The sequence below is a fragment of the Mucilaginibacter terrigena genome, from assembly GCF_004168255.1.
Taxonomy (GTDB): domain Bacteria; phylum Bacteroidota; class Bacteroidia; order Sphingobacteriales; family Sphingobacteriaceae; genus Mucilaginibacter; species Mucilaginibacter terrigena.
In genome coordinates this window covers 507,070-529,477 of sequence record NZ_SEWG01000001.1, presented here as the reverse complement: position 1 = coordinate 529,477, position 22,408 = coordinate 507,070, and the positions used below count along the sequence as shown (strand labels likewise).

Annotated in this window: 18 protein-coding genes; 8 read left to right on the top strand and 10 right to left on the bottom strand. The window is 45.4% G+C overall.

Features of this window, described 5'->3' with window-relative positions; translation table 11 throughout:
* Positions 1–48 precede the first annotated feature (48 nt).
* The 3 genes from EWM62_RS02240 to EWM62_RS02230 all read left to right on the top strand — a co-directional run bounded on the left by EWM62_RS02240 (position 49) and on the right by EWM62_RS02230 (position 4,398).
* A complete protein-coding gene (locus EWM62_RS02240; protein WP_129875005.1) occupies positions 49–828 on the top strand; it encodes an amidohydrolase in 780 nt (259 codons plus the stop codon).
* A gap of 187 nt (positions 829–1,015) precedes the next feature.
* On the top strand, positions 1,016–4,051 hold the full coding sequence (locus tag EWM62_RS02235; protein WP_129875004.1) for a GH92 family glycosyl hydrolase: 3,036 nt from the start codon (positions 1,016–1,018) through the stop codon (positions 4,049–4,051).
* 2 nt (positions 4,052–4,053) lie between these two features.
* Positions 4,054–4,398, top strand: coding sequence for a TfoX/Sxy family protein (locus tag EWM62_RS02230; protein WP_129875003.1), 345 nt, complete (start codon positions 4,054–4,056; stop codon positions 4,396–4,398).
* Between the two features lie 177 nt (positions 4,399–4,575).
* On the opposite strand, the gene EWM62_RS02225 is transcribed toward EWM62_RS02230, so the two are convergent.
* The 8 genes from EWM62_RS02225 to EWM62_RS02190 form a co-directional block, all read right to left on the bottom strand.
* Positions 4,576–5,418 (bottom strand): phytanoyl-CoA dioxygenase family protein, encoded by an 843-nt coding sequence (locus EWM62_RS02225; protein ID WP_129875002.1) that lies wholly within the window; start codon positions 5,416–5,418, stop codon positions 4,576–4,578.
* A gap of 74 nt (positions 5,419–5,492) precedes the next feature.
* On the bottom strand, positions 5,493–6,791 hold the full coding sequence (locus EWM62_RS02220; RefSeq protein WP_129875001.1) for a sensor histidine kinase: 1,299 nt from the start codon (positions 6,789–6,791) through the stop codon (positions 5,493–5,495).
* Complete coding sequence (locus EWM62_RS02215; RefSeq protein ID WP_129875000.1) at positions 6,775–8,148, bottom strand: sigma-54-dependent transcriptional regulator; 1,374 nt, start codon at positions 8,146–8,148, stop codon at positions 6,775–6,777. Before EWM62_RS02215 ends, EWM62_RS02220 begins: the two co-directional genes overlap by 17 nt.
* Positions 8,149–8,165: 17 nt before the next feature.
* Positions 8,166–9,350, bottom strand: coding sequence for an ABC transporter permease (locus EWM62_RS02210; protein ID WP_129874999.1), 1,185 nt, complete (start codon positions 9,348–9,350; stop codon positions 8,166–8,168).
* Positions 9,351–9,377: 27 nt separating this feature from the next.
* Entirely contained in the window at positions 9,378–10,607 is a 1,230-nt protein-coding gene (locus EWM62_RS02205; protein WP_129874998.1) for an ABC transporter permease, read from the bottom strand.
* Between the two features lie 25 nt (positions 10,608–10,632).
* Complete coding sequence (locus EWM62_RS02200) at positions 10,633–11,298, bottom strand: ABC transporter ATP-binding protein (protein ID WP_129874997.1); 666 nt, start codon at positions 11,296–11,298, stop codon at positions 10,633–10,635.
* Positions 11,299–11,415: 117 nt separating this feature from the next.
* The gene (locus EWM62_RS02195) at positions 11,416–12,873 is read right to left on the bottom strand and encodes a TolC family protein (RefSeq protein WP_129874996.1); all 1,458 of its coding nucleotides are present in this window, start codon (positions 12,871–12,873) and stop codon (positions 11,416–11,418) included.
* A 4-nt stretch (positions 12,874–12,877) separates the two neighbouring features.
* Positions 12,878–14,125: an efflux RND transporter periplasmic adaptor subunit gene (locus EWM62_RS02190; protein WP_129874995.1), complete on the bottom strand. Its 1,248-nt coding sequence runs from the start codon at positions 14,123–14,125 to the stop codon at positions 12,878–12,880.
* Positions 14,126–14,358: 233 nt separating this feature from the next.
* Between EWM62_RS02190 and lepB the strand changes: the two genes are divergently transcribed.
* The 3 genes from lepB (at position 14,359) to EWM62_RS02175 (ending at position 18,836) form a co-directional block, all read left to right on the top strand.
* A complete protein-coding gene (lepB, locus tag EWM62_RS02185) occupies positions 14,359–15,459 on the top strand; it encodes a signal peptidase I (protein WP_129874994.1) in 1,101 nt (366 codons plus the stop codon).
* A gap of 151 nt (positions 15,460–15,610) precedes the next feature.
* Positions 15,611–15,940 carry a hypothetical protein gene (locus tag EWM62_RS02180; RefSeq protein WP_129874993.1) on the top strand — a complete coding sequence of 110 codons (330 nt, stop codon included), beginning with the start codon at positions 15,611–15,613 and terminating at the stop codon, positions 15,938–15,940.
* Between the two features lie 82 nt (positions 15,941–16,022).
* Positions 16,023–18,836: a S9 family peptidase gene (locus EWM62_RS02175; RefSeq protein ID WP_129874992.1), complete on the top strand. Its 2,814-nt coding sequence runs from the start codon at positions 16,023–16,025 to the stop codon at positions 18,834–18,836.
* A 98-nt stretch (positions 18,837–18,934) separates the two neighbouring features.
* On the opposite strand, the gene gpmA is transcribed toward EWM62_RS02175, so the two are convergent.
* Entirely contained in the window at positions 18,935–19,624 is a 690-nt protein-coding gene (gene gpmA / locus EWM62_RS02170) for a 2,3-diphosphoglycerate-dependent phosphoglycerate mutase (protein WP_129874991.1), read from the bottom strand.
* A gap of 102 nt (positions 19,625–19,726) precedes the next feature.
* Here gpmA and EWM62_RS02165 point away from each other — a divergent pair, with 102 nt between their 5' ends.
* Together EWM62_RS02165 and EWM62_RS02160 are read left to right on the top strand one after the other, a co-directional pair.
* Entirely contained in the window at positions 19,727–20,320 is a 594-nt protein-coding gene (locus EWM62_RS02165) for an acetate uptake transporter (RefSeq protein WP_129874990.1), read from the top strand.
* Positions 20,321–20,482: 162 nt separating this feature from the next.
* Positions 20,483–20,866 (top strand): SRPBCC domain-containing protein, encoded by a 384-nt coding sequence (locus EWM62_RS02160; RefSeq protein ID WP_129874989.1) that lies wholly within the window; start codon positions 20,483–20,485, stop codon positions 20,864–20,866.
* A gap of 149 nt (positions 20,867–21,015) precedes the next feature.
* Here EWM62_RS02160 and EWM62_RS02155 read toward each other — a convergent pair whose 3' ends face one another.
* Positions 21,016–22,377, bottom strand: a complete 1,362-nt coding sequence (locus EWM62_RS02155; protein ID WP_129874988.1) for an OmpA family protein — start codon at positions 22,375–22,377, stop codon at positions 21,016–21,018.
* Positions 22,378–22,408: the final 31 nt, after the last annotated feature.

Below are 22,408 nucleotides of genomic sequence, written 5' to 3'. Positions count from 1 at the left end.
ATTTACGTATAAATTTATTTTGCCGCTACCTTAAAAAAGCATTGTTATATGGATAATCTGAAAATTACGGTATACCAGGGATATTTATTTTGGGAAAACACAGATAAAAACCTGCAGAACATTTCGTTGCGGTTATCCAACATACGCGAAAAAACCAACCTTATCATCCTGCCCGAAATGTTTAACACCGGCTTCACCATGAATGCCGAAGCTTTGGGCGAAGCCATGGACGGCAAAACCATGCAGTGGATGCATAAAACCGCGCAAAAATACGAATGCGTGGTTACAGGCAGCCTTATTATAAAAGAAAGCGATAATTTTTTTAACAGGCTGATATGGATGCGCCCCGACGGTACTTACGAGCATTACGACAAACGCCACCTTTTTGCCCTGGGCAAAGAACATACGGTTTATACCCCCGGCGTTAAAAAATTGATAGTTGAACTAAACGGCTGGAAGATTTGCCCGGCTATTTGTTACGATCTGCGTTTCCCGGTATGGCTGCGCAATGTTGACGAGGATTACGACCTGCTGATGATAGTAGCCAACTGGCCCGAAAAACGCGCCCTTCACTGGCGTACCCTTATCCCTGCCCGCGCGGTTGAGAACCAGGCCTATGTAATTGGTGTAAACCGTGTTGGCCACGATGGCAACGAGGTTTACCACTCCGGCGATTCCACCTGTATCGACCCTAATGGTAACGTTGTTTACTACAAACGCGATGAAGAGGATGTGTACACCTTCTCCATCATCGGCGATGAGGTTAAAAAAGCCCGCCGCGCCCTGCCGTTTTTAAAAGATGCGGATAGGTTTAGGATAGAGGATTAAAAGCCCATTACCCATTGTCATCCTGAGCATCGCGAAGGATCTATTCGCGACCTATGCATGGCCGCCAGGTATGTCGGTTATTAGATGCTTCACTGCGTTCAGCATGACAAAGTTTTTATGCTGCAAATCCCCTCCTTTCCAACATCAATAAATCTTGCTATTTTGCGTTAAGATAAAAACCGTTTAGATGAGATCGATTTTTCGTGGTGCTGTAATTGTATTTGCCCTGTTTGCCGCCTTTAACGTATCGGCACAAAAGAAAAAAAAGGATGTTACCCAATTTGTAGACCCATTTATAGGCACCGGCGGCCACGGGCATACATACCCCGGCGCGGTTGCCCCTTTTGGCATGGTGCAGTTAAGTCCCGATACCCGCTTAGAGGGCTGGGACGGTGTTTCGGGGTATCATTACACCGATAGCCTGGTTTACGGTTTTTCGCACACGCACCTAAGCGGCACAGGCATTGCCGACCTTTGCGATGTGTTATTTATGCCAACCACGGGTGAACCGCAGCTGAAAAACACCGATTACCGCTCTCCTTTTAAAAAGAAGAACGAAGACGCCTCTCCGGGTTATTACGCTACACATTTAGATAAATACAATATTGATGTAAAACTTACAGCCACCCCCCGCGTGGGCGTGCATCAATACGATTATAATGGCGCAGCGCAAGGCAATATTATTATTGACCTGCAGCACCGCGACGAGGTGTTGGATTCGTGGATAGAAGTGGTTAACGACCACGTGATCCGTGGTTTCCGCCGCTCTAAATCGTGGGCTACCGATCAGCACCTGTACTTTTATGCCAAATTCTCTAAACCTTTTAAAACCTACGGCATAGCCCTAAACGACCAGTTGCAGCAGGGCCAAAGCAAAATACAGGGCAAAAACGTAAAAATGTACATCACGTTTGATAACCCCGGCGAGGTGATCTCAAAAGTAGCCATATCATCGGTAAGCGCCGAGGGTGCGTTAAAGAACCTTGATGCCGAGATGCCCGACTTTGATTTTAAAAAGGTTGTAAAAGCCACCAAGTTTGCCTGGAACGAGGAGCTTTCAAAGATCCAGGTTGAGGGCGGGGCGCCTCCTGTTTCCGTGCAGCGGGAAACAAATGCTGTTTACAACCCATACGGGTACAATGCCCCTATCTCAAAAAAGAAAAAGCTCGAGATCCCCGACTATGCAAGGTTAAAACAGATAACCTTTTATACCGCGCTATACCACTGTATGGTAGCGCCCAGCATTTATAACGATGTAGATGGCCAATATAGGGGCCTGGACCAAAAGGTCCATACGGCAACCGGCTTTAACTACTATACAGCCTTTTCTTTATGGGATACCTACCGGGCCGAAAACCCCTTGCTAAATATTATCGACCGTAAGCGCACCTCGGATTTTATTAAAACCTTTTTAGCGGTTTATGAACAGGGCGGCTTATTACCCATATGGCCATTGGCTTCAACCGAAACTTATTGCATGGTGGGTAATCACTCCATCCCTGTTATTGTAGATGCCTATGCAAAAGGTATCCGCGATTTTAACGCCGAAGAGGCTTTTACCGCCATGAAGGCTGCCGTAAACCGCGACCAGTTTGGCTTGGATAACTATCGTAAAACGGGGGCTGTAAACGCCGATGTAGAGCACGAGTCGGTTTCTAAAACGCTGGATTATGCTTACGACGACTGGTGCATTGCCCAAATGGCAAAAATGCTGAACAAACCGCAAGATTACGCCGAATACATTAAACGCGCCCAATACTGGAAAAACGTGCATAACAATCAAAACGGTTTTATGCAGGCCAGGGATAACGGCGGGTGGTATACCCCATTTGAACCTACCGAGATCAACAACAACTATACCGAAGGTAACGGATGGCAATACAGCTTTTTGGTGCCGCAGGATGTTGAAGGGCTGATAAACAGCCTGGGCGGCAAAGCCAATTTTGAACGTAAACTGGATGAATTGTTTAGCACCAGCGCGCCGTTAAGCGGGCGGCAGCAGGATGATGTTACCGGTTTAATAGGCCAATACGCGCATGGCAACGAGCCAAGCCACCATATTGCCTACTTGTATAACTTTACCGATTCGCCCGATAAAACGCAGTACTATGTAAACAAGATCCTGCGCGAGCAATACAGCGCCAAGCCCGATGGCCTGTCTGGTAACGAGGATTGCGGGCAGATGTCGGCATGGTATGTTATGAGTTCGCTGGGCATCTACAACATTGCACCGGGGCAGCAGCAATACCAGATAGGCATCCCGCAGTTCGAAAAAATGGTGATCAACCTGGAGAATGGCAAAAAATTCACCATCAATAATCCCGGTGCAACCGTTGGGCGCGGCAATTTCTACGTACAGGGCTTCAACCTCAACAAAAAGCCGTACAATAAATTGTATATCGATTATAATGATATTGCCAATGGCGGCGACTTTGAGGTGTTTACGGGCAGGCTTGCCAATAAACTGTTTATGCAGGAACTGGAAAAACCAACATCCAAAATTACGGATGAACTAATTATACCTAACCCGTACATCATCTCGGGTACCAAAACATTTAAACAATCTATCAATATTGAAATAGCTTGTGCCGATAGCCTTGCAAAAATATACTATACGCTGGATGGCAGCACACCTACCGAAAGCTCTACCCCATACACTAAATCTATTGCTATAATGGTAAACACCACCGTTAAGGCAATAGCCATAAAAAATGGTAAAAGCAGCTTTGTTGACGAGGCTGTGTTTACGAAGATCCGCGGCGATATAAAGCTTACACTCACCAATAAATACTTGCCAAATTATTCGGCGCAGGGCGATGAAACCCTGATAAACGGCATACATGGCACAGCAAACTGGCGCTTAGGCAACTGGCAGGGCTACCAGAATAAGGACCTGGAAGCGGTGATAGATATGGGCCATGTAAAACCTGTTAAACAAGTAAGTATAGGCATGCTGCAGGATACCCGGTCGTGGATAGTTTTCCCGCCAAAGGTGGAGTACTGGCTATCTGATGATGGAAAAAATTACAAGCTGGCAGCCACGGTTAACACAAAAGTGGATGTTAAAGACCTTACTGTGCAAACGCAGGAGTACACCGTGCCGATAAACAAAAAAGCGAGATATATTAAGCTGATAGCCAAACAGTTTGGCGCTTTGCCCGAATGGCACGAAAGCAAAGGCAGCCCCTCGTACATCTTCGCGGATGAGATAACAGTAGAGTAAATATGAGTTATGACGAAAACCAGGCAAACCGGGTACGCGAAGCGCTGATTGATGCCGGGGCCGTTACCGAACAAGCTATGTTTGGCGGTTTATGTTTTATGGTTGATGATAAAATGTGCGTCTGCATACGCAATGCCGACCTGCTTTGCCGCGTTGGCCCCGATGCATTTGAAACCGCTTTAGAAAAACCCGGTGCCGGCACCATGAAAATGGGCAGCAGGACAATGAAAGGTTATATCTACGTAGAAGAGGGAGCCTTGCGAAACAATAAAAGCTTTGATTACTGGATAAACGCCTCGCTTGCTTATAACAAAGTTGCCAAACCTGCTAAAAAGCGTAAAAAGTAATCTACTTCTCCCACTTTGTTTTTCCTGACGGCAAAAAAAGTAATGGACGGTGCGATTCCCTCCCAACGGGAGGGTGCAGGGAGGGGTTTGTACCATATGCATAGCGGATAAACCCCTCCCTGCCACTACACAACCCTGCGCACCCCTCCCAGGTGAGGGAATTTAAGTACGAAAAATTTACTTCTCCCAGCCTGTCTCCTTAAGCGCGGGGTCATTCTCTTTAGCCAGGAAATCGTTATTGGATAGCGACCCTGCATCCCATTGCAGGATGGCGTCGTCGGGCACTATCTCTACAGGTGTTTTCCACGAGGTAGAAGTTTCGTTATAGGCCAGGTTTGATTGCCGCGAGTAGCAGGAAATTACCGACCAGCGCGGCCCGTCGGATAAGTTGGCTTCTGACCGGTGCAGCAAGTTACTATGGAATAACAATGCGTCGCCGGGTTCCAATTCGCAATAAATTAATTCCATGGTTTGCAGGGCGTTGTTCACCATCGTCATATCGGCCCCTACCTGCTCGCCCGAAAAACCGTGATTAACACGACCTAACTTATGCGAACCTTTTATCACCTGCAGGCAGCCGTTCTCCTTATTGGCTTTTGTAAGTGCTACCATTACGCTCATCAACTGATCCGGAAACATAAACTGGTTTTTATACCAGTAACCATAATCCTGGTGCCACTCCCATGCACCACCAACCTTTGGTTCCTTCTGCATCAGTTTTGAATGGAAATGACACACCGGCGCATCGCCATCCAGTAACTGGTTAACAGGCGCTACCATTTTTTTGCTGCGGGTTAGGTAGCCAAACACATCGTTACCGGGCGTAAACCATAAGGATAAGCGCGTTTTTTTACCGCTTTGGTCGTTAAGGTCAAGCGCGTTCTTGCGCATGGCATCATCGTTAAGCGCGGTGCTGTATAGCCGGTCAATTTCGGCTGCCGAACAAAAATCCTTCACTACTATATAGCCATCGCGATGATAATCGCTTATTTGCTGCGCGGATAATGCTTTACTTGCCATAGGTGTTACAACTGGTTAGGTAAATTTAAGCAAGTATTATCAAATTACTATACCAATGTATGCTGAAACAAAACTTAAAACGAAATAGTAAATACCGTTTGGCCTTCGGCGATGGTTTTAAGCGAAAATTCGAAACCGTGGTTAAGCATGATCTCGCGCACCAGCGTAAGGCCTATGCCCTGCCCGTTATTTTTGGTGCTGTAAAACGGGGTGAACAATTGCAGGCTCTGCTCGTTGCTGATGCCTTTGCCGTTATCTGTAATGGTTAGCTTACGGCCGCGGGTATCAACCGCAAAGGTTACAGCGCCATTGTTTTCGATAGACTCGATAGCATTTTTTACAATGTTTATCAGCGCCTGTTCCATTTGCTGCACATCGGCTATAATTAAAAACGGCTGCACCAGTGGCTGATAAATGAGCCGTATATTGTTTTCCTGTGCCTTTATCTGCATCAGTTCAATTATCGAATTAAGCAGGTGGTTCAGGTCGGTTTGTTTTTTATTGGCTTGCGGCAGCTTTACCAGGTCGGCAAAGTTGCGCATAAAGTGGTTCAGGTTCTGGTTGCGGTCGAACGCTACATGCAGGGCATTATTCAACTGGTTATCAGTTTGGTGCTGCCATAGATCGCTGGTTTTCAAAGCCGACTGGATAATGGAGTTAACCGGGCCAATGGTGTTATTTACTTCGTGCGCCATCATGCGGATCACTTTGCCGTAGGTGTTTTTTTCGGCAGCCAGTATTTCGGCGGTAAGTTCCTCGATCATTATAAAATTACGATGGAACCCCCTGTCAATAAAATGCGATTTCTGCAGCTTGTAAGTAGTTATCCCGCTAAGCTTAACAGTGATGGTTTCGCCGGCTTTAAGCACTTGGGTATGCTTTAATAAAGGGTGAGATAATTCGTTTATATTATTACCTGTCAATTCCTTATCATCAAGCCCTAATATGGCTAATGCTTTTGGGTTTAGCTGCTGGATGCGATCGTCGTGATCTAAAATAATGATACCCGTTGGCGAGGTATAAATAAGCTTCTCCAGGAAAAAGTGCTGCTCTTCCTGCGCGGTACGTTCCGTTCTTAGCTCGTCTATCATTTGGTTATATACGTTTATCAGTTGATCTACCTCGTGCTTGCCGGTGGGTAAAAATTTTACATTAAAGTCGCGGTCTTTTAGTGCATCGATACCTTGTAGAAGCAATTTTATAGGGCGTATAAGCTGCCCGTATAACTGTATGGAGATGATCAGGGATATAATAATAAATACCTCGGCCCCGATAAAAAAAACGCGTTCGCTGTTAAAAATATAAAAGGTAAGCCCCAGCGTAAGCAGGTGCAAAATGCTTACAAACAAAATGTATTTAGTCCTCAGCCTCATCGTAGGGGATCTCAAATTTATCTAACCTGCGGTACAGCGCGCTGCGCGTAAGCCCTAATGCCGTAGCAGCTTTAGCCACCTTATTTTTATGATAAAGCATCGCCTTTTTTATCATCTCAATCTCCATTTCCTCCAGCGTTATACTGCCAACGGCAGGCACTTTGGCGTTACCTTGTTTTATGGGCGATTGCTCCAACTGCGATTTAAAATCATCGATACCCAGCTCGTTGGTTTTGCTTACCAGGATAGAGCGTTCCACCAGGTTTTTTAACTGGCGGATATTACCAGGCAGCGGCAATTGCTGCAGCCATTTCATAGCGCTTTTTGATACTGTTAGCGCCGGCCGGTTGTAGATCTGTTTAAGGTTATTGATAAAAAAGTTTACCAGCAGCGGGATATCTCCCGGCCGTTCGCGCAGTGATGGCAGGGTGATGGTAATGAGGTTGATGCGATACAACAGATCCTCGCGGAAACCATTACTGCTTACCATTTGGTTTAAGTTTTTATTGGTGGCGCAAACCACCCTTACATCTACCGTTTTGGTGCGGCTGCTACCCAATACCTCGTAAGTCCTGTCCTGTAATACCCGTAACAGTTTTACCTGGCTGCCGGCATCAAGGTCGCCAATTTCATCTAAAAATATGGTGCCTTTGTTAGCCAGTTCAAAGCGGCCCGCCCTGTCGAAACGCGCATCAGTAAACGCCCCGCGGATATGGCCGAACATCTCACTCTCGAACAACGAGGTGGAGATGCCGCCCAGATTTACTTTGATAAAAGGCTTATTTGCCCGCAAACTGTTCTGGTGCACCGCTTCGGCAATCAGTTCTTTACCCGTACCGCTTTCTCCCATGATCAGGATAGATGCATCGGTACCGGCCACGCGGCCAATGGTTTCCAATATCTGCAGCATTTGTGGGTCTTCACCAATAATATGCTGAAAGTTATATTCCTTATCCAGTTGCTTGCGGGTACGGTTTACCGTGCTTTGCTCCTGCAGGTCTATCAGTGTTTTAACCGACTGCAGCAGGTGGCCGTTATCCCATGGTTTGTTTATAAAGTCGTTTGCACCCATTTTCATACCCTGTACCGCAAGGGCAATGCTGCCCCAGCCGGTGATCAGTATAATCGGTATTGTTGGCTCTATCTTCTTTATCTGCGCCAGCAAAGCCATCCCTTCCTCGCCCGATGTACTTATGGAAAAGTTAAGATCAAGGATGACAAGCTGCGGCGTATCGCTTTTGATAACCCTTAACGCTTCGGCCGGTGTTTCGGCACCGGTTACCTCGTACTTCTGGCTTTTCAGCAGCAAAAGCAGCGAGGTGCGTACAGCAATATCATCATCAATAACCAGTATCATATTTCAAAGCTAAATTATTATTCTTCATGTAAAGCAACTGCCGGTAAAATTGCCGAAGCTTGTTTGCCGGGATATAACGAGCACACCAAAACCAGCAGGTAAATAAATATTACGGCCAAAAGCATCGCCAATAAGTAAACACTTGCAGGTAAGTCGAATACGTTGAGTAACGGAAACTGCACCGCGAAGAAAGCCCCTACGATAAGCGACAATGTAGCCAGTATCATGGCTTCGCTTACCAACTGGGCCGAAACAGAACTACCCGGCGCGCCAACCGCCCTGCGCAAGCCTATCTCGCCCCGGCGTTTGTTGATATTGTACCAAAGCACCCCAAAAATACCCAGTGCAACGTTGATGATGAGGAACGCTGCCACAATAGAAAGTATAATAAGCGGCACCAGGGTAAACTTATTGTACGCTGTAAGCTTATTGGTAAGGTGCTCTATCTCTATGTTCGAATCTTTTAAGTTGTTGGCCATAAACTTATATAGCTGGCTTTCGAAGGCGGCGTTGGCATCGGGTGAAACCTTCACCAGTATTTTACCTAACCAACGGTAAGATGAGGTATCAATGCGGTTATAAATGGCGTATTCGAGCGATTGGTAATCGCCATTGAATTTAATATCATCCAGCACCCCAATTATCTTTACCCCTTTCTTTCCGTCATCATCATTATATAACTTGCCTATAGCGCTTGCCTTACCAAACATCCTTTCTTTGAGCTTATTATTTATCACTATTACTTTTTGCTTCGAGCCTACGTCTGTTTTATTATACCAACGGCCATCCAATAATTTAACATTAAGTGTTTTAGGATAATTCTCATCTACCATAAAACTATTTACGTCTTGTATATGGTCGCCGTTGTGGGTTAAACCGGTTGACATGTGGCTGGTCGAAAATGGGATATTAGCGCTGGTATGCGCGGCATCTATCACCTTTGGCATGGCTTTGATATTGTCTACCATATTATCATAGAACAGCTTAAGCGAATCGCCATTGTTTGTTTTTAAAGTATTATTGTAGCTAATGGCCCATACGTTCTGGTAATCGATACCCATGGGTTTGGCGTAGTTATTATAGGAGTTTAAGCCGAAGGTAAACACCGCGAATATAACCAGGAACGACAGCAGGATCTCGACAATGAGCAGTGAGTTTTGCTTCTTCTTATTCCAGATCATTTTAAATAAATGCTTGAACATAATATTGTTTATTTAAGGTTGATAATTTTATTGGGCCTTTAAAGCCGTAACCACGTTAAGCTTTGACATGCGCCAGGCCGGGTACACGCCCGATAGTAAACCAAATACGATACAGGTTATAACGGTGTAAAAAAGAACCGTAAAGTTTAATTCGAGGTTTAGATTTGCAATAAGGTTAGCGCTGTTGATTACGTACATAGCAACAAGCGAGAGCACAATACCGATAAGCCCGCCCAGGAATGTAAGGATAAGGTTCTCTACAATAAATTGGTAAACCAGCGTAAACGATGATGCCCCGAAGGCCTTGCGTACCCCAATTTCTGACGAGCGCTCCATAATGCGGGTAATGTTAACATTTACCAGGTTTAGCGTTGGCAGCAGCATTACAAATAAAGCAAAAAGCGTTACGGCAGTAATAGCATACAGCATACCCGAATTTGTTTCGTTGCCGGTGCGTAAGTATCCTTGAATGTATGAATCTGCGTGGCTGTACACATGATCCCATTCCTTACCGGGGATAGGTACTTTTGCCATAATGCCGTCAAACTCTTTTTTCATTTTTGGTACATCGCCGGTATTGGCCGCTAAAACAATGGCTGTAAAATTGCCCATGTATCCCTTATCACTCATCAGGTTGGTTTTGGTAACGGTTATTGGCAGGTACACATCCGCATAAAACAGGTACGATGTAATGGGCAGTGTTTTAACCACCCCGCAAATGCGGTATTTTACGTTATCAGCCTCGATGTATTTGCCAAGCACCGTGCCCGAGTCGCCAAAGTATTCTTTCTTCATATCCTCGGTTATTACGGCAACCTTTTCGGCATTATCAATTTGCTGTTTGGTTAAGGGTTTGCCTTCGCTGAACTTGTAATCAAGCACCTCCCAATAATCGGCATTGGTATATTTATAATTGATAACGATTTTGCGGTTATTTACATAGGTATTGGTTGAGTTAAAGCCCGATGAAATGGCAAACTTAACCGGTGTTTTCATGCTGCCAACATAGTGTTTAAGGAAGTAGTAGCTTGGTGCCCCGCCGTTCATGGATTCTTTTCCGCGCAGCTCCATTTTATTGATGTATAACGATCGGTCGCGCTTTTTATCGGGATAGGTATCGTTCACCACCTTATCTATAAAGGCGGTCATCACCATTAGTATGATTATGGTAAAGCTGATGCCAAACAAGCTTAGGAAAGTGAAGAACTTTCTGCGCTTAAGCACCGCTATGGCTATTTTAAAGTAATTTTTTAACATGATCTTTTCTGTTTAAGCTGATGAGTTATTGAACCTGAGATCCGTCGAACAACCTTACCAAACGGTGGGTTTTTTGCGCCATGTTCTCATCGTGCGTAACCATTACTATGGTGGTACCATCTACACGGTTAAGCTGCAGCAGTATTTCCATTATCTCGTTACCCATGGCGCTGTCAAGGTTACCGGTAGGTTCATCGGCCAGGATGATCTCGGGGTTGCCTACAATGGCGCGGGCTATGGCCACACGCTGGCGCTGCCCGCCCGATAGCTGCTTTGGGAAGTGCTTTATGCGGTTGCTTAGGCCTACCTTTTCCAATGCTTCGGTAGCTAAGCGCCTGCGTTCCTTCGCCGTGGTATCGCGGTATAATAGCGGCAGTTCCACGTTATCTATTACCTGCAGGTCGCCTATCAGGTGGTAACTCTGGAAGATAAAGCCCAGTTTTTGGTTGCGGAATTTAGCCAGCTGCTTATCGTTAAATTTGCCGGTTGGCTGTTCAGCAATGCTGATGTTGCCTTTAGAGGGTTCATCAAGCAGGCCCATAATGTTTAGCAGCGTGCTTTTGCCGCAGCCCGACGGGCCCATGATAGATAAAAATTCGCCTTTGGCTACATCAAGGTTTATGCCGTTAAGTGCCAGTGTTTCAATAGTATCTGTACGATATACTTTTTGAATGTTTTGTAGTTTTATCATGTGAGTTAAGTTAGAGTTTTTATTTATATGTTATTTTTTGATTTCAATTGTTAACCTTATCCTGCCTTCTCTTAAAGTCCCTTTCTCTCAAGAGGAGTTTGGGTGAGGCTTGATGCATTATTTATATGTTATTTTTTGATTTTTTTCAAAGTCGTAAAGTGATAAGTAACGCAGTTGGTAGTAAGCCCCCCAAAAGTCGCGCAGGGCGGCAACGTAATCGCGTTTGGCGCGGTCGTTCTCTTCAAAGGCAATACTCAGGTCGGTGATGCTCAGGTCGCCCAAAACATAGCGTTCGCGGGCTATCTGGTACTTTTCTGATGCTATGCTATCGGCCTGCGCGGTAAATACAAGCTGCTCTTTCATCATGTTAAACAACGTTACCTGTGTTACAATTTGCTGCTTAAAGGTTTGCTTATCCTGCTCAACGGCATATTCGGTAAACTGCTCATTGGCCTGCGCCGTTTTTACGCGCGATTTTGAGCGGCCCCAATCCATCACCGGGATCGAAAACTTAAGTTCGAGCAATTGCTGGTTTTGCGGGGATTTATAAACGTCGAGTATTTTTTGCGAGCTATTAGAAAAACCAATGTTTGCAGTAAGGGTGGCTACAAGGCCGCTTTGCCCCTTTGCTTTAGCCACATCCCGCTTTGCCTCGGCCAAACGGCGGATAAAAGCGATAGCATCCGACCGGTTGGCGAAAGCTTCGGCCAGCACCTTGTCGGCCGATACGCTCATGTTAATAGACGAGCCCGGTATTGCCAATGCTATCTTAGCATCGCCTTCTACCCCTGTATAGCTGCGCAGGTTTAAGGTGGCTATCTCCATATCGCGTTTAGCGGTACCTACCGCTTTTTGTGCGTTCAGCTGTTCTAATTGCAGCTGCAATATCTCGTTCTTGGATACCTTGCCCAGGTCAAATTTTAGCTTGGCTATTTTTAAGATCTTTTGGGTATTGGTATAGTTGGTTTCGGCTATCTGCAAGTTAACCTGCGCTAATAGCAGATCGAAAAAGTATCCGCTAACGGTGTATGCGATCTGTTCCTGCGATTCGATGTACGCCTGCTTGCTCTCGTTAAATTTAAGCGGCTCTATTTTCTTATCCCATTTTAACGAGTTGTACTGGAACAACGGCTGGCTGTAACCAAGCGCGTAAGGCACACCGTTATACAATACATTATCCCTGTCGAAATCGTAAAAACGCTGCATTTGCGTGGTGCCGTAAACCGTACCACCGGTAGCGGTAATGGTTTGGCTAAAATCCAGTTGTAACGATGAATTATCGTTGTGTATCGGCTGAAACAGGATAGTACCATTTGGCTGCAATACCTGTGTATATGTTTTGCTGTAGCCCGGCAAAATGCCCGATAATGACAATTGCGGCTGATAATTTGATTTAAAGGTGCGCCATTTCCAGTATTCGGTTTCGCGTACGGTAACGGCCTGCTTTGCCGCTATCGAATTCTTTTTAGCCAGATCAACAACCTCCTGCAAGGTTAGCCGCAGGGTATCGGCACCAGTGCTGCAAAAGGCAGTAGTGCTAAAGGATATCAGTATGATAAGGTATAAGTATTTCATGGTATTAGTTGTTAATGGTGAGCACGCTTGAGTTTTTAAACTCGCTCATATCGGTTGTTATCACCACATCACCGGGTTTTACGCCCTCTTTTATCTCTACAAAATCAAAATTGGTAAGCCCGATGTGTACCCTTCTCTTTTCGGCCTTGTTGCCGTTTATCACAAATATGTCCTGCACCGCGGGGCCTTTAAATGCCGGGCCGTTGGCTACGCGCATGGTGTTGTTATGCAGGTCGGTAACCAAAAACACGTCAACCTTCATATTTGGCCGCAGCTGCTTATTGTTGCGCTCGTCCAGCTGTACATCAAAGCTTACAATGCTGTTTTGTACCGATGGGTACACATTAGCCACATGGCCCTTCATCTGCGTTTCGTTAAAGCGGATCACTACCGGCATACCATTACGCAGTTGGTCCATATAGCTATCAGATATACTTCCGTTTACCTTAAAGCTGCCCAGGTCGGCAATGCGCGCCAGCGATTCGCCCTGTGATATGGTGGCGCCTATGTTTTTGTTTACCCAGGTAACCACCCCGCTGCGTGTTGCAATAATGTTGGCCAGGTTTAACTTGCGCTGCAGTTCGCTCAGGTCGTTTTGCTGTATAGCCAGGGCAATCTCTGCCTCCTTTATTTCTATCTGCATGGTTTGCTGCTTACTTTTTATCTCGTTCTCCAGCTGTTTCTTTTCCAGTTGAGCAACCTTCAGGTTTAGCTCGGCTTGCTCAATTCCTTCGCGGGTACCGCCGCCGGCTTTAAAAAGGCGCTTGGCATTCTCTACCGCGTCGGCCAGGTTGCTGATGCGTAATTGCTTGATATCGTTATTAGAGCGGATATCGTAGAAGCTTTTGTTAAGGTCAAGCTTCAGTTTGCTTATCTCGTTCCGCTTGCTTTGCAGCTGAAAGTTTAGTTTTTCAAACTCGGTTTGCGATGCCGATTTATCAAGCACGAGTATAGATTGGCCCGCCTTTACCTTATTACCGGCATCCATCAGTACTTTTTTTATAGATGCGTTGATAGGGCTGGTTAGGATCTCTTCAAATTCGGGCAATACCTCGCCGGTGGCATTCAGCGTATTTTCTACGCTCCCTTTTTCTACCACAGCCGTGTTTATCTCCGATTTTTTTATGGTTGATTTAAGCGATGTGCGCAAAAGCCATACACTTGCAACAAGCGCGGTAATTACAATGGTTATTATAATAATGCCCTTCTTTTTTTTGCGTGCGGTTACTTCTTCTTCAATTACGGTATCCATTTTTATGATGATAATGTTTGCATCAGGGTTTGCAAGAGGTGTACCAAACTTAATTAATTGATATTCAGATAATTATAAAAATTATCTAATGTATTTTTGTCCGATATCGGACAAAGGTTTTCAATTACGGGCAGGCTGTACAGGCATTAAATTTTGGTTAAAGCCACTTGTAACAAATAGTGCCTTTCGCGGTCTAACATCAACGCATCTTTAACTTTAAACCACGGCCAACCATGAATTGGAAGTTTTTTACACGCAGCAAGAAAGAAAGTAACAAACCCAAAAAAAGCGCAGTACGCGAGTGGCTGGATGCCATACTTTTCGCGCTGATAGCTTCTACCATAATCCGCGGCCTGCTGTTTTCAGCGTATGCTATACCGTCGGCATCAATGGAGGGCAGCCTGCTTACAGGCGACTACTTATTTGTAAGTAAACTTTCGTACGGCGCCCGCATGCCCATGACGCCTATCTCAATTCCGTTCCTGGAGTCGACCATTTGGGGCGGTACGGTAAAAACTTATTTTGAAGGTGTGCAGCTGCCCTATTTCAGGCTGCCGGGCTTAGGCGAGGTAAAAAAAGGGGATGCGGTTGTGTTTAACTACCCTAACGAGAGTGTTGCCCGCCCGGTTGATATGCGCGTGCACTTTATTAAACGCTGCGTGGGCACCCCTGGCGACATTATTTCCATTGTGGATACAAAAGTATATGCCAACGGCAAATTGGTTGCCAACGCACCTAAAGGCCAAAAATCGTACATGGTAACCACAACGGGCGGCGATCTGAACCCCGAAATGATCCGTAATCTTAAGATAGACGTAAGGTATCAATATAACCCCACCACTTACGAGATGATCATCCCGCCGGATAGTTATAACGAGTTTAAGGGTTACTCAAATATCGTATCGATAAAGGAAGTGATAGAACTCAAAGGGGAATACAGCCCGCAGATCTTCCCGCATAACGAGAGATTTAAATGGAACGAAGATAATTTTGGCCCCCTGCTGATACCAAAACGTGGTACAACTATACAGCTTAACGATTCGACAATGGCTTTGTATGGCCGGTCTATAGAAGTTTACGAGCATAATAAAGTTACCCGTAACGGTGCCGATGTGTTGATAAACGGTAAAAAGGCCGATACCTACACCTTTAAAATGAACTACTACTGGATGATGGGCGATAACCGTCACAACTCCGAAGATTCGCGCTTTTGGGGTTTTGTGCCCGAAGACCATATTGTTGGTAAAGCCATGATCACCTGGATGAGTATTGACAGTACCCAAAGCGCCTTAAACATGGTTAGGTGGAACAGGGTATTAAGGGCGATACATTAAACCGCATAATAGCTTATCAACTGCACGCAACCGAACACTTACTGTAATAAAACCGACCGTAATAAAGTAATTAAAGTTATTAATAAACTGATAACCAATTAATTAAAACCATGGCATTTAGTTTGAGGTACACAAAGCCAATAACAATGTCATGAGTAAAGACAATAAGTATATTATACGGCGTACCATCTCGCAGGAGCGTTTTGAAGTGTTATGGAAAAAACGCAGGAACGGGGAGGCAACCTTAAGGGACCTCACCGAAATGGATGAAATTATTAACCGCGACCCATCGGTACGCCAGTTTGTACTGCAGGAAATGGAAAGTGATAAAACAACTATTGATAATACCGGCCGGCCAAACCTGATGCAACAACAGCCTGTAAATCAACACCATGGCATTGCCGATAAGATAAAGGCATTTTTTAATCATTTGTTTGATAGCTTTAGTACAACCGGCGTACTACCGGCCGCTAATTGCTAATACAGCCTTGTAACTTTTTCATTCACTCATACCCAAAGCGTTAAAATTTTAAGATATTAGGGCTAATTACATCATTGCCCTTATGAAAAGAACCTTACTCCCTGCTTTATTGCTATTCAGTATATGCGCGGTTGCTCAAAAAACATCCAAAAAACCGCTCGATCAGTCTGTTTACGATGGCTGGCAAAGCATAACCAACGAACGCGTTAGCAACGATGGTAAGTGGATAGTTTATGTAGTGAAGCCACAGGAAGGCGATGCGAATATGGTTATTACCGGTCCGGCCGGCAAAAATAAGCAGACAATTCCCCGGGCAGACACGGTGCACTTCACGCCCGACTCCAAATACGCTGTATTCTTGATCAGGCCTTTTTACAAGGATATCCGCCGGGCAAAGATCAAAAAGAAAAAGCAATCCGAGTTCCCTAAAGATACTTTGGGCATTATTGCATTAGGTAAGCATACCATTCAAAAAGTGCCGGCTATCCGCTCGTTTAAAATTGCCGACAAAGCGCCGGTTATAGCCTACCTCTCTCCTGCCGACACATTGAAAAAACCTGAAGCATCTGATACCTCGAAAAAAGCCATTGCCACCACCATAGCCCCGCCGGCTAAAGAGGGCGCCGAACTTACCGTAAACCAACTACTCAAGGGCAAAACACGCAGTTTTAGTTATGTAACCGATTACCAGCTCAGTAAAAATGGCAAGTGGCTTGCGTTTGCTGTAACCGCGCCCAAAAAAAATAAAATAGTAGTATCGGGCTTATTTGTGTACGATATAGAAAAAGACACGCTAAAAAAAGTAAGCACAGGCAGTGGTAACTACAAGAATTTAACTTTTGACGATGCCGGCAAGCAACTTGCCTTCACTGCCGAAAAGAACGCGGAAAAGGCGCTGGTAAAACCCTTTAAACTTTATTACTATACCACATCAAAAGATAGCGCGACGGTTATGGCCGGGCCGGGATCAAACGGTATGCCTGCAAATTGGGCGGTAAGCGGCGATGGCAAGGTATTTTTTAGCAAAAGCGGCGGCAACCTGTACTTTGGTACAGCGCCTGTACCCAAGCCTGCCGATACTACGTTGGTAGAGTTTGAGCACGCCCGCCTCGATATATGGAACTATAAGGACGATTACCTGCAGCCCCAGCAACTAAAAAACCTGCAGCGAGAGCTAAAACGCAGCTACCAGGCGGTCATCCGCCCTGCCGACGGCACAAAAAAACTGATACAACTCGGGGACAAAGGCATCCGCGAGATATTAATACCGGATAATAATGCCGATGCCCGGTTTGTTTTAGGCTTAACAGATACCGGTGCGCGCGTACAGGCACAGTGGGAAGGCGGCACACAACAGGCAGCTTACCTGATAGATACCCGTACAGGCCTGCGTTTACGCATTAACGACCGGCTAAAAGCCCGCTACAGCATTTCGCCCGAAGGTAATTACGTAGTTTGGTTTGATTCGAAAGACCAAAACTGGCATAGTTACAGTATAGCTACAGGCAAAAAACTAAATATCAGCGTAAATACACATGTTAAAATGGGCAACGAAGAAAACGATGTGCCCGATGACCCATCGCCTTACGGGATATCGGCATGGGAGGCGAATGATAAGCGGGTTTTGATATACGACCGTTACGATATCTGGGCGGTTGAGCCTGCAACCGGCAAGGCTACCAACTTTACAAATGGCATGGGTCGGCGATACAGGCTCAGGTTTCGTTATAATGCCGATGACCCGGAAGAAAAATTTATCCCATCTAAAAAAACCTTATGGTTGATCGCTCAAAACGACCGGAATAAACAATGGGGTTATTATAAAAAGGAACTGTCGAGTGATTACGCGCCTAAAAAGATAACGATGGCACCTATGGGCATTAGCGGGCTGCAAAAGGCTAAAGATGCCAATATATTTATCTACACCAAATACAGCTACACCCACCCGCCGGACTTGTATGCCTCTGCTGATCTGTTGAAAGAAACCAAATTAAGCGCTATCAATCCGCAGCAGGCACAATACAATTGGGGCACTGCCGAGCTTTTTGAGTGGACAACGCCAAAAGGTTACCACTCTAAAGGCATTTTATACAAACCGGAGGATTTTGACCCGGCCAAAAAGTACCCCATGATCGCTTACTTTTATGAAAAGCTTTCAGATGGCTTATACAATTATATCCCTGCAGCCCCTACACCATCGCGGTTGCCAATCTCGTGGTTTGTGAGCAATGGCTACCTGGTGTTCGCGCCGGATATCAGTTACGAGGCCGGCCATCCCGGTGCATCGGCTGTTGAGTTTGTTAACTCGGGTGTGGAAGCATTGAAGAAAAACCCCTGGGTTGATGCTGAACATATTGGCATACAGGGCCAAAGCTGGGGCGGTTACCAGGTGGCTTACCTTATTACCCAAACCGATATGTACGCTGCAGCCTGGGCCGGCGCCCCAGTGGTTAACATGACCTCGGCTTATGGCGGTATACGTTGGGAAAGCGGCATTAACCGGCAATCGCAGTACGAAAAAACACAAAGCCGCATTGGTGCCAGCCTATGGGATAAACCGAATTTGTATATCGATAATTCTCCGCTGTTTCAGCTGCCCAAAGTTAAAACGCCGGTGGTTATTATGAGTAACGATGCCGATGGTGCAGTGCCATGGTACCAGGGGATTGAGATGTTTACCGCCCTGCGCAGGCTTGGCAAGCCGGTTTGGCTGCTGCAATATAACGACGAGGCCCACAACCTGGTAAAACGCCAGAACCGAAAGGATATCAGCATCCGCGAGGCGCAATTTTTTGACCACTTCCTGAAAGGCGCGCCCATGCCTGCATGGCTGGATAAGGGTGTGCCCGCGGTTGATAAAGGGAAGGATTGGGGGCTGGAGGTTAGTGAGCGATAAACACACCATGTCATTGCGAGCGATAGCGCGGCAATCTCAGCATATCCGACTATCCTCTGAGGTTGCCACGTCACTACGTTCCTCGCAATGACAATATATTATTTTAAATAATAATGCTTCACACAATTCAACCTGTCATCCAGTTCATACACCCATGGGGTTGCGGTAGGGATATCCAGTTTGGCTACGTCTTCGTCGCTTAGGTTTTCGATATATTGGATAAGTGCGCGGAGGCTGTTGCCATGAGCGCAGATGATCACTTTTTTATTTTCGCGGATGGCGGGCACAATGCTTTCGTGCCAAAAAGGTAATGCCCTGTCCATGGTTTCGCTCAGGTTTTCGGTAAGGGGCAGTTCGCGGTAAGTAAGGTCGTTATAACGCAGGTAATGGCCGGGAAAGCGGTCGTCCTGCTCGGTAATGGCGGGCGGGTGTTCGTGTGGGTCGCGCCGCCATTTTTGCACCTGTTCTTCGCCGTACTTTTCTATCGTTTCGTCTTTATTAAGGCCTTGCAGGGCACCATAGAAACGTTCGTTCAACCGCCACGATTTATGTATGGGGATCCAAAGATGATCTAATTGTTCGAGCACAAAATGCATGGTTTTTATACTACGTTTTAATACCGAGGTAAAACCCACATCAAAGGTGTAACCGTTTTTGGCAAGCAGTTTACCGGCACTAATAGCCTGCTGCAGGCCTCCGTCAGATAGGTCGACGTCCGTCCACCCGGTAAAGCGGTTCTCCTGGTTCCAAACACTTTCGCCGTGGCGTATCAATACTAATTTTTGCATGTTGTTAAAGTAACAGCCAAGTAACTATACGGTTTAGAAAAGTATTGTTAATTAATTGAAATTAATTAGATTGCATTATATAAACCAAAATTAAACTTTATTATGATCCCTACCACTCCTGCTCCGGTGGTTGTAAAGGATGGCATTGCCAACCCTGCACCACTTGGCCTTTGCGCCTTCGGCATGACCACCGTGTTACTGAATATTCATAACGCCGGCTTTTTTGAATTAAACGCCATGATACTGGCCATGGGCATTTTTTATGGCGGACTGGCGCAAGTTATAGCGGGCATCATCGAAGCAAAAAAGAACAACACATTCGGGCTAACTGCCTTCACATCTTATGGTTTCTTCTGGCTATCGTTAGTGGCGCTTATTGTAATGCCAAAACTGGGTTGGGCACCAAAGGCAAGTGAAGGCGCCATGTGCGCTTACTTAGGTATATGGGGATTTTTTACCTTTTGCCTTTTCTTTGGCACCTTAAAACTTAACCGCGCGCTGCAGTTTGTTTTCGGGTCGTTAACCATATTATTCGCTTTATTGGTTTGGGGCGATGCCACCGGTAACGAAAGCATTAAACACCTTGCAGGATACGAAGGCATCATTTGCGGCTTATCGGCAATATATACAGGCATAGCAGGTGTGTTGAACGAGGTTTACGGGAGAGAAGTTTTGCCTATCGGGGCGGTAAAATAACTCATCCGGTCATCGCTACGCTCGACCACCCGCTTTGCGCAAGCGGAAAGAGGGTTTTGTTTTTCACCCTCTTTGCGAAGCAGATAAGGTCGACCAACGTATCTATTTCGGGGTGAGTAAATCTACGCCCCTGCTCTCAAATATTTCTGCTAAATTGCCCGTGTGAAAGATTATAAAAAATATTACTTATTGCCGGCTACGCCCGAAGAAGTTTATATAGCGCTCACTAACCCGCTAACCCTGGAATTATGGACCGGTGAAAAGGCCGAGATGTCTACTGAGCCGGGTTCTGAGTTTTCCCTTTGGGAAGGCAGCATTGTTGGTAAAAACCTGGAGTTTGTAGATGGGAAGAAAATTGTACAGCAATGGTACTTTGACGGGCAGACGGACGAATCTATAGTAACCATCAAAATACACCCGGATGCCCATGGCTCGTCTGTTGAGTTGAGGCATGTGAATATCCCGGATGATGATTTTAACGACATTACCGAAGGCTGGAACGATAGCTATTTTGGCAACCTCGCGGATTTTTTCGCAGTAGGATAATTAAGAGAAGCAAGACTATAAGAGTCAAGAATCAAGATAAAAGAATTCAGTTAAAATATTTTACAACAAAAGAGCCGCCCCAATCTGGGGCGGCTCTTTTTATTTTAGGTCTTGATTCTTGATTCTAAAAATCCTGAATCTTCTCCTCCTTAGTATAAAGTAAACTCTACACGGCGGTTTTGCTGGCGTCCTGCTGCTGTTTTGTTAGTAGCTATCGGCTGGCTTTCACCGTAACCTGTAGCTTCTATACGTGAAGCATTTGCACCTTTGCTAACCAGGTAAGATTTGATAGATTCTGCACGGTCTTTAGATAACCTTAAGTTTAAAGCATCAGAACCGGTATTATCTGTATGGCCTGCTAATTTTAAGCTGAAGTTTTTCTCAGTTAATAAGTTAGCTACCCTATCTAAACTTGGGAATGATCTTTCGCGGATAGTTGCTTTACCCAAATCAAATTCCAGGTTATTTATCGCGTCTTTAACAACACGTTTGTCTTCTTCGGTTATATATACAACCGGTTTAGCCAATGGGCAACCCGATCCATCTACCTTAGTACCGGCAGGTGTATTAGGGCATTTATCGTTAATATCCAATACACCGTCGCCATCGCTGTCAACAGTTAGCTTAGCTAAGTTAGCGTTGGTAGTGTTAAGGTCTGTCCTTAATTGGTCGTTCTTAGCTTTTTCGGCATCAATTTGTGCCTGCAACATAGCTTTAGTTTGCGCGTTTTGCCATACATACTCGGTACGCATTGAGTTTACCGGGTTATAAGTAGCTAATTGCGCAGTTTTTGAACTACCCAGGATAAACTCTAAACCAGCGTGAGCGTAAGAGAACCTGTCATTTCCAGAACCTACGTTAAAGCCATCAAAGTTATCTGATTGTACAAAGTTAACCTGGTAACCCAAGTCTAAATTAACGCTCGAACCAAGGTTGATTTTAAAGCCTAAACCAACCGGGATAAACCACTCTTTTATATCGTTATTGCTATAATTAGAGGTAGTACCCGAAAGATCGGTTACAGTTGTTTTATAAGCCATATAACCGGCACCTGCTGTTAAGTAAGGCTGTATAGCGCTTTTTTTGTTTAACCAGCTGATGTTGCCAAGTGTGATGTTAGCGCTTAACGCTCCAGACCAGTTCAGCTTTGCATTAAAGCTGTTATTGGTAGTTACACCTGCATCATTAGGGCGCGAGTTACCGCCGCTTACTTCGCCGCGAAGGAAATCGGCCTGGATACCAAATGTTGGTGAAAATTGCTTTTTAATGTAACCGCCGTAACCAACTTCTGATTGTGGTTTGCGGAAATCCTGGCGACCGTTAGCGCCAAAAATAGTGTAAGGTGTTAGTAGCCCGCCGTGCAAGCCTATTGACCATGTGCGGAATGGACCGCCAGAAAATGGCTGTACATAATTTTGTGTACTTACTGAGTCGGTGGTTTGGGCAAATAATGTGCTGCCTGCTAATAAACCGGCAAGCAGTAATGTAGTGCGTTTTAAATTTGTTTTCATATTGTGTTAAATTTTGACTGTCTGCTAAACT

Coding starts and splice junctions, on each gene's coding strand:
- EWM62_RS02240 (WP_129875005.1), top strand. CDS start 49: ATGGATAATCTGAAAATTACGGTATACCAGGGATATTTATTTTGGGAA.
- EWM62_RS02190 (WP_129874995.1), bottom strand. CDS start 14,125: ATGGATACCGTAATTGAAGAAGAAGTAACCGCACGCAAAAAAAAGAAG.
- EWM62_RS02210 (WP_129874999.1), bottom strand. CDS start 9,350: ATGTTCAAGCATTTATTTAAAATGATCTGGAATAAGAAGAAGCAAAAC.
- gpmA (WP_129874991.1), bottom strand. CDS start 19,624: ATGCAAAAATTAGTATTGATACGCCACGGCGAAAGTGTTTGGAACCAG.
- EWM62_RS02220 (WP_129875001.1), bottom strand. CDS start 6,791: ATGAGGCTGAGGACTAAATACATTTTGTTTGTAAGCATTTTGCACCTG.
- EWM62_RS02225 (WP_129875002.1), bottom strand. CDS start 5,418: ATGGCAAGTAAAGCATTATCCGCGCAGCAAATAAGCGATTATCATCGC.
- lepB (WP_129874994.1), top strand. CDS start 14,359: ATGAATTGGAAGTTTTTTACACGCAGCAAGAAAGAAAGTAACAAACCC.
- EWM62_RS02195 (WP_129874996.1), bottom strand. CDS start 12,873: ATGAAATACTTATACCTTATCATACTGATATCCTTTAGCACTACTGCC.
- EWM62_RS02235 (WP_129875004.1), top strand. CDS start 1,016: ATGAGATCGATTTTTCGTGGTGCTGTAATTGTATTTGCCCTGTTTGCC.
- EWM62_RS02165 (WP_129874990.1), top strand. CDS start 19,727: ATGATCCCTACCACTCCTGCTCCGGTGGTTGTAAAGGATGGCATTGCC.
- EWM62_RS02205 (WP_129874998.1), bottom strand. CDS start 10,607: ATGTTAAAAAATTACTTTAAAATAGCCATAGCGGTGCTTAAGCGCAGA.
- EWM62_RS02215 (WP_129875000.1), bottom strand. CDS start 8,148: ATGATACTGGTTATTGATGATGATATTGCTGTACGCACCTCGCTGCTT.
- EWM62_RS02175 (WP_129874992.1), top strand. CDS start 16,023: ATGAAAAGAACCTTACTCCCTGCTTTATTGCTATTCAGTATATGCGCG.
- EWM62_RS02180 (WP_129874993.1), top strand. CDS start 15,611: ATGAGTAAAGACAATAAGTATATTATACGGCGTACCATCTCGCAGGAG.
- EWM62_RS02230 (WP_129875003.1), top strand. CDS start 4,054: ATGAGTTATGACGAAAACCAGGCAAACCGGGTACGCGAAGCGCTGATT.
- EWM62_RS02155 (WP_129874988.1), bottom strand. CDS start 22,377: ATGAAAACAAATTTAAAACGCACTACATTACTGCTTGCCGGTTTATTA.
- EWM62_RS02200 (WP_129874997.1), bottom strand. CDS start 11,298: ATGATAAAACTACAAAACATTCAAAAAGTATATCGTACAGATACTATT.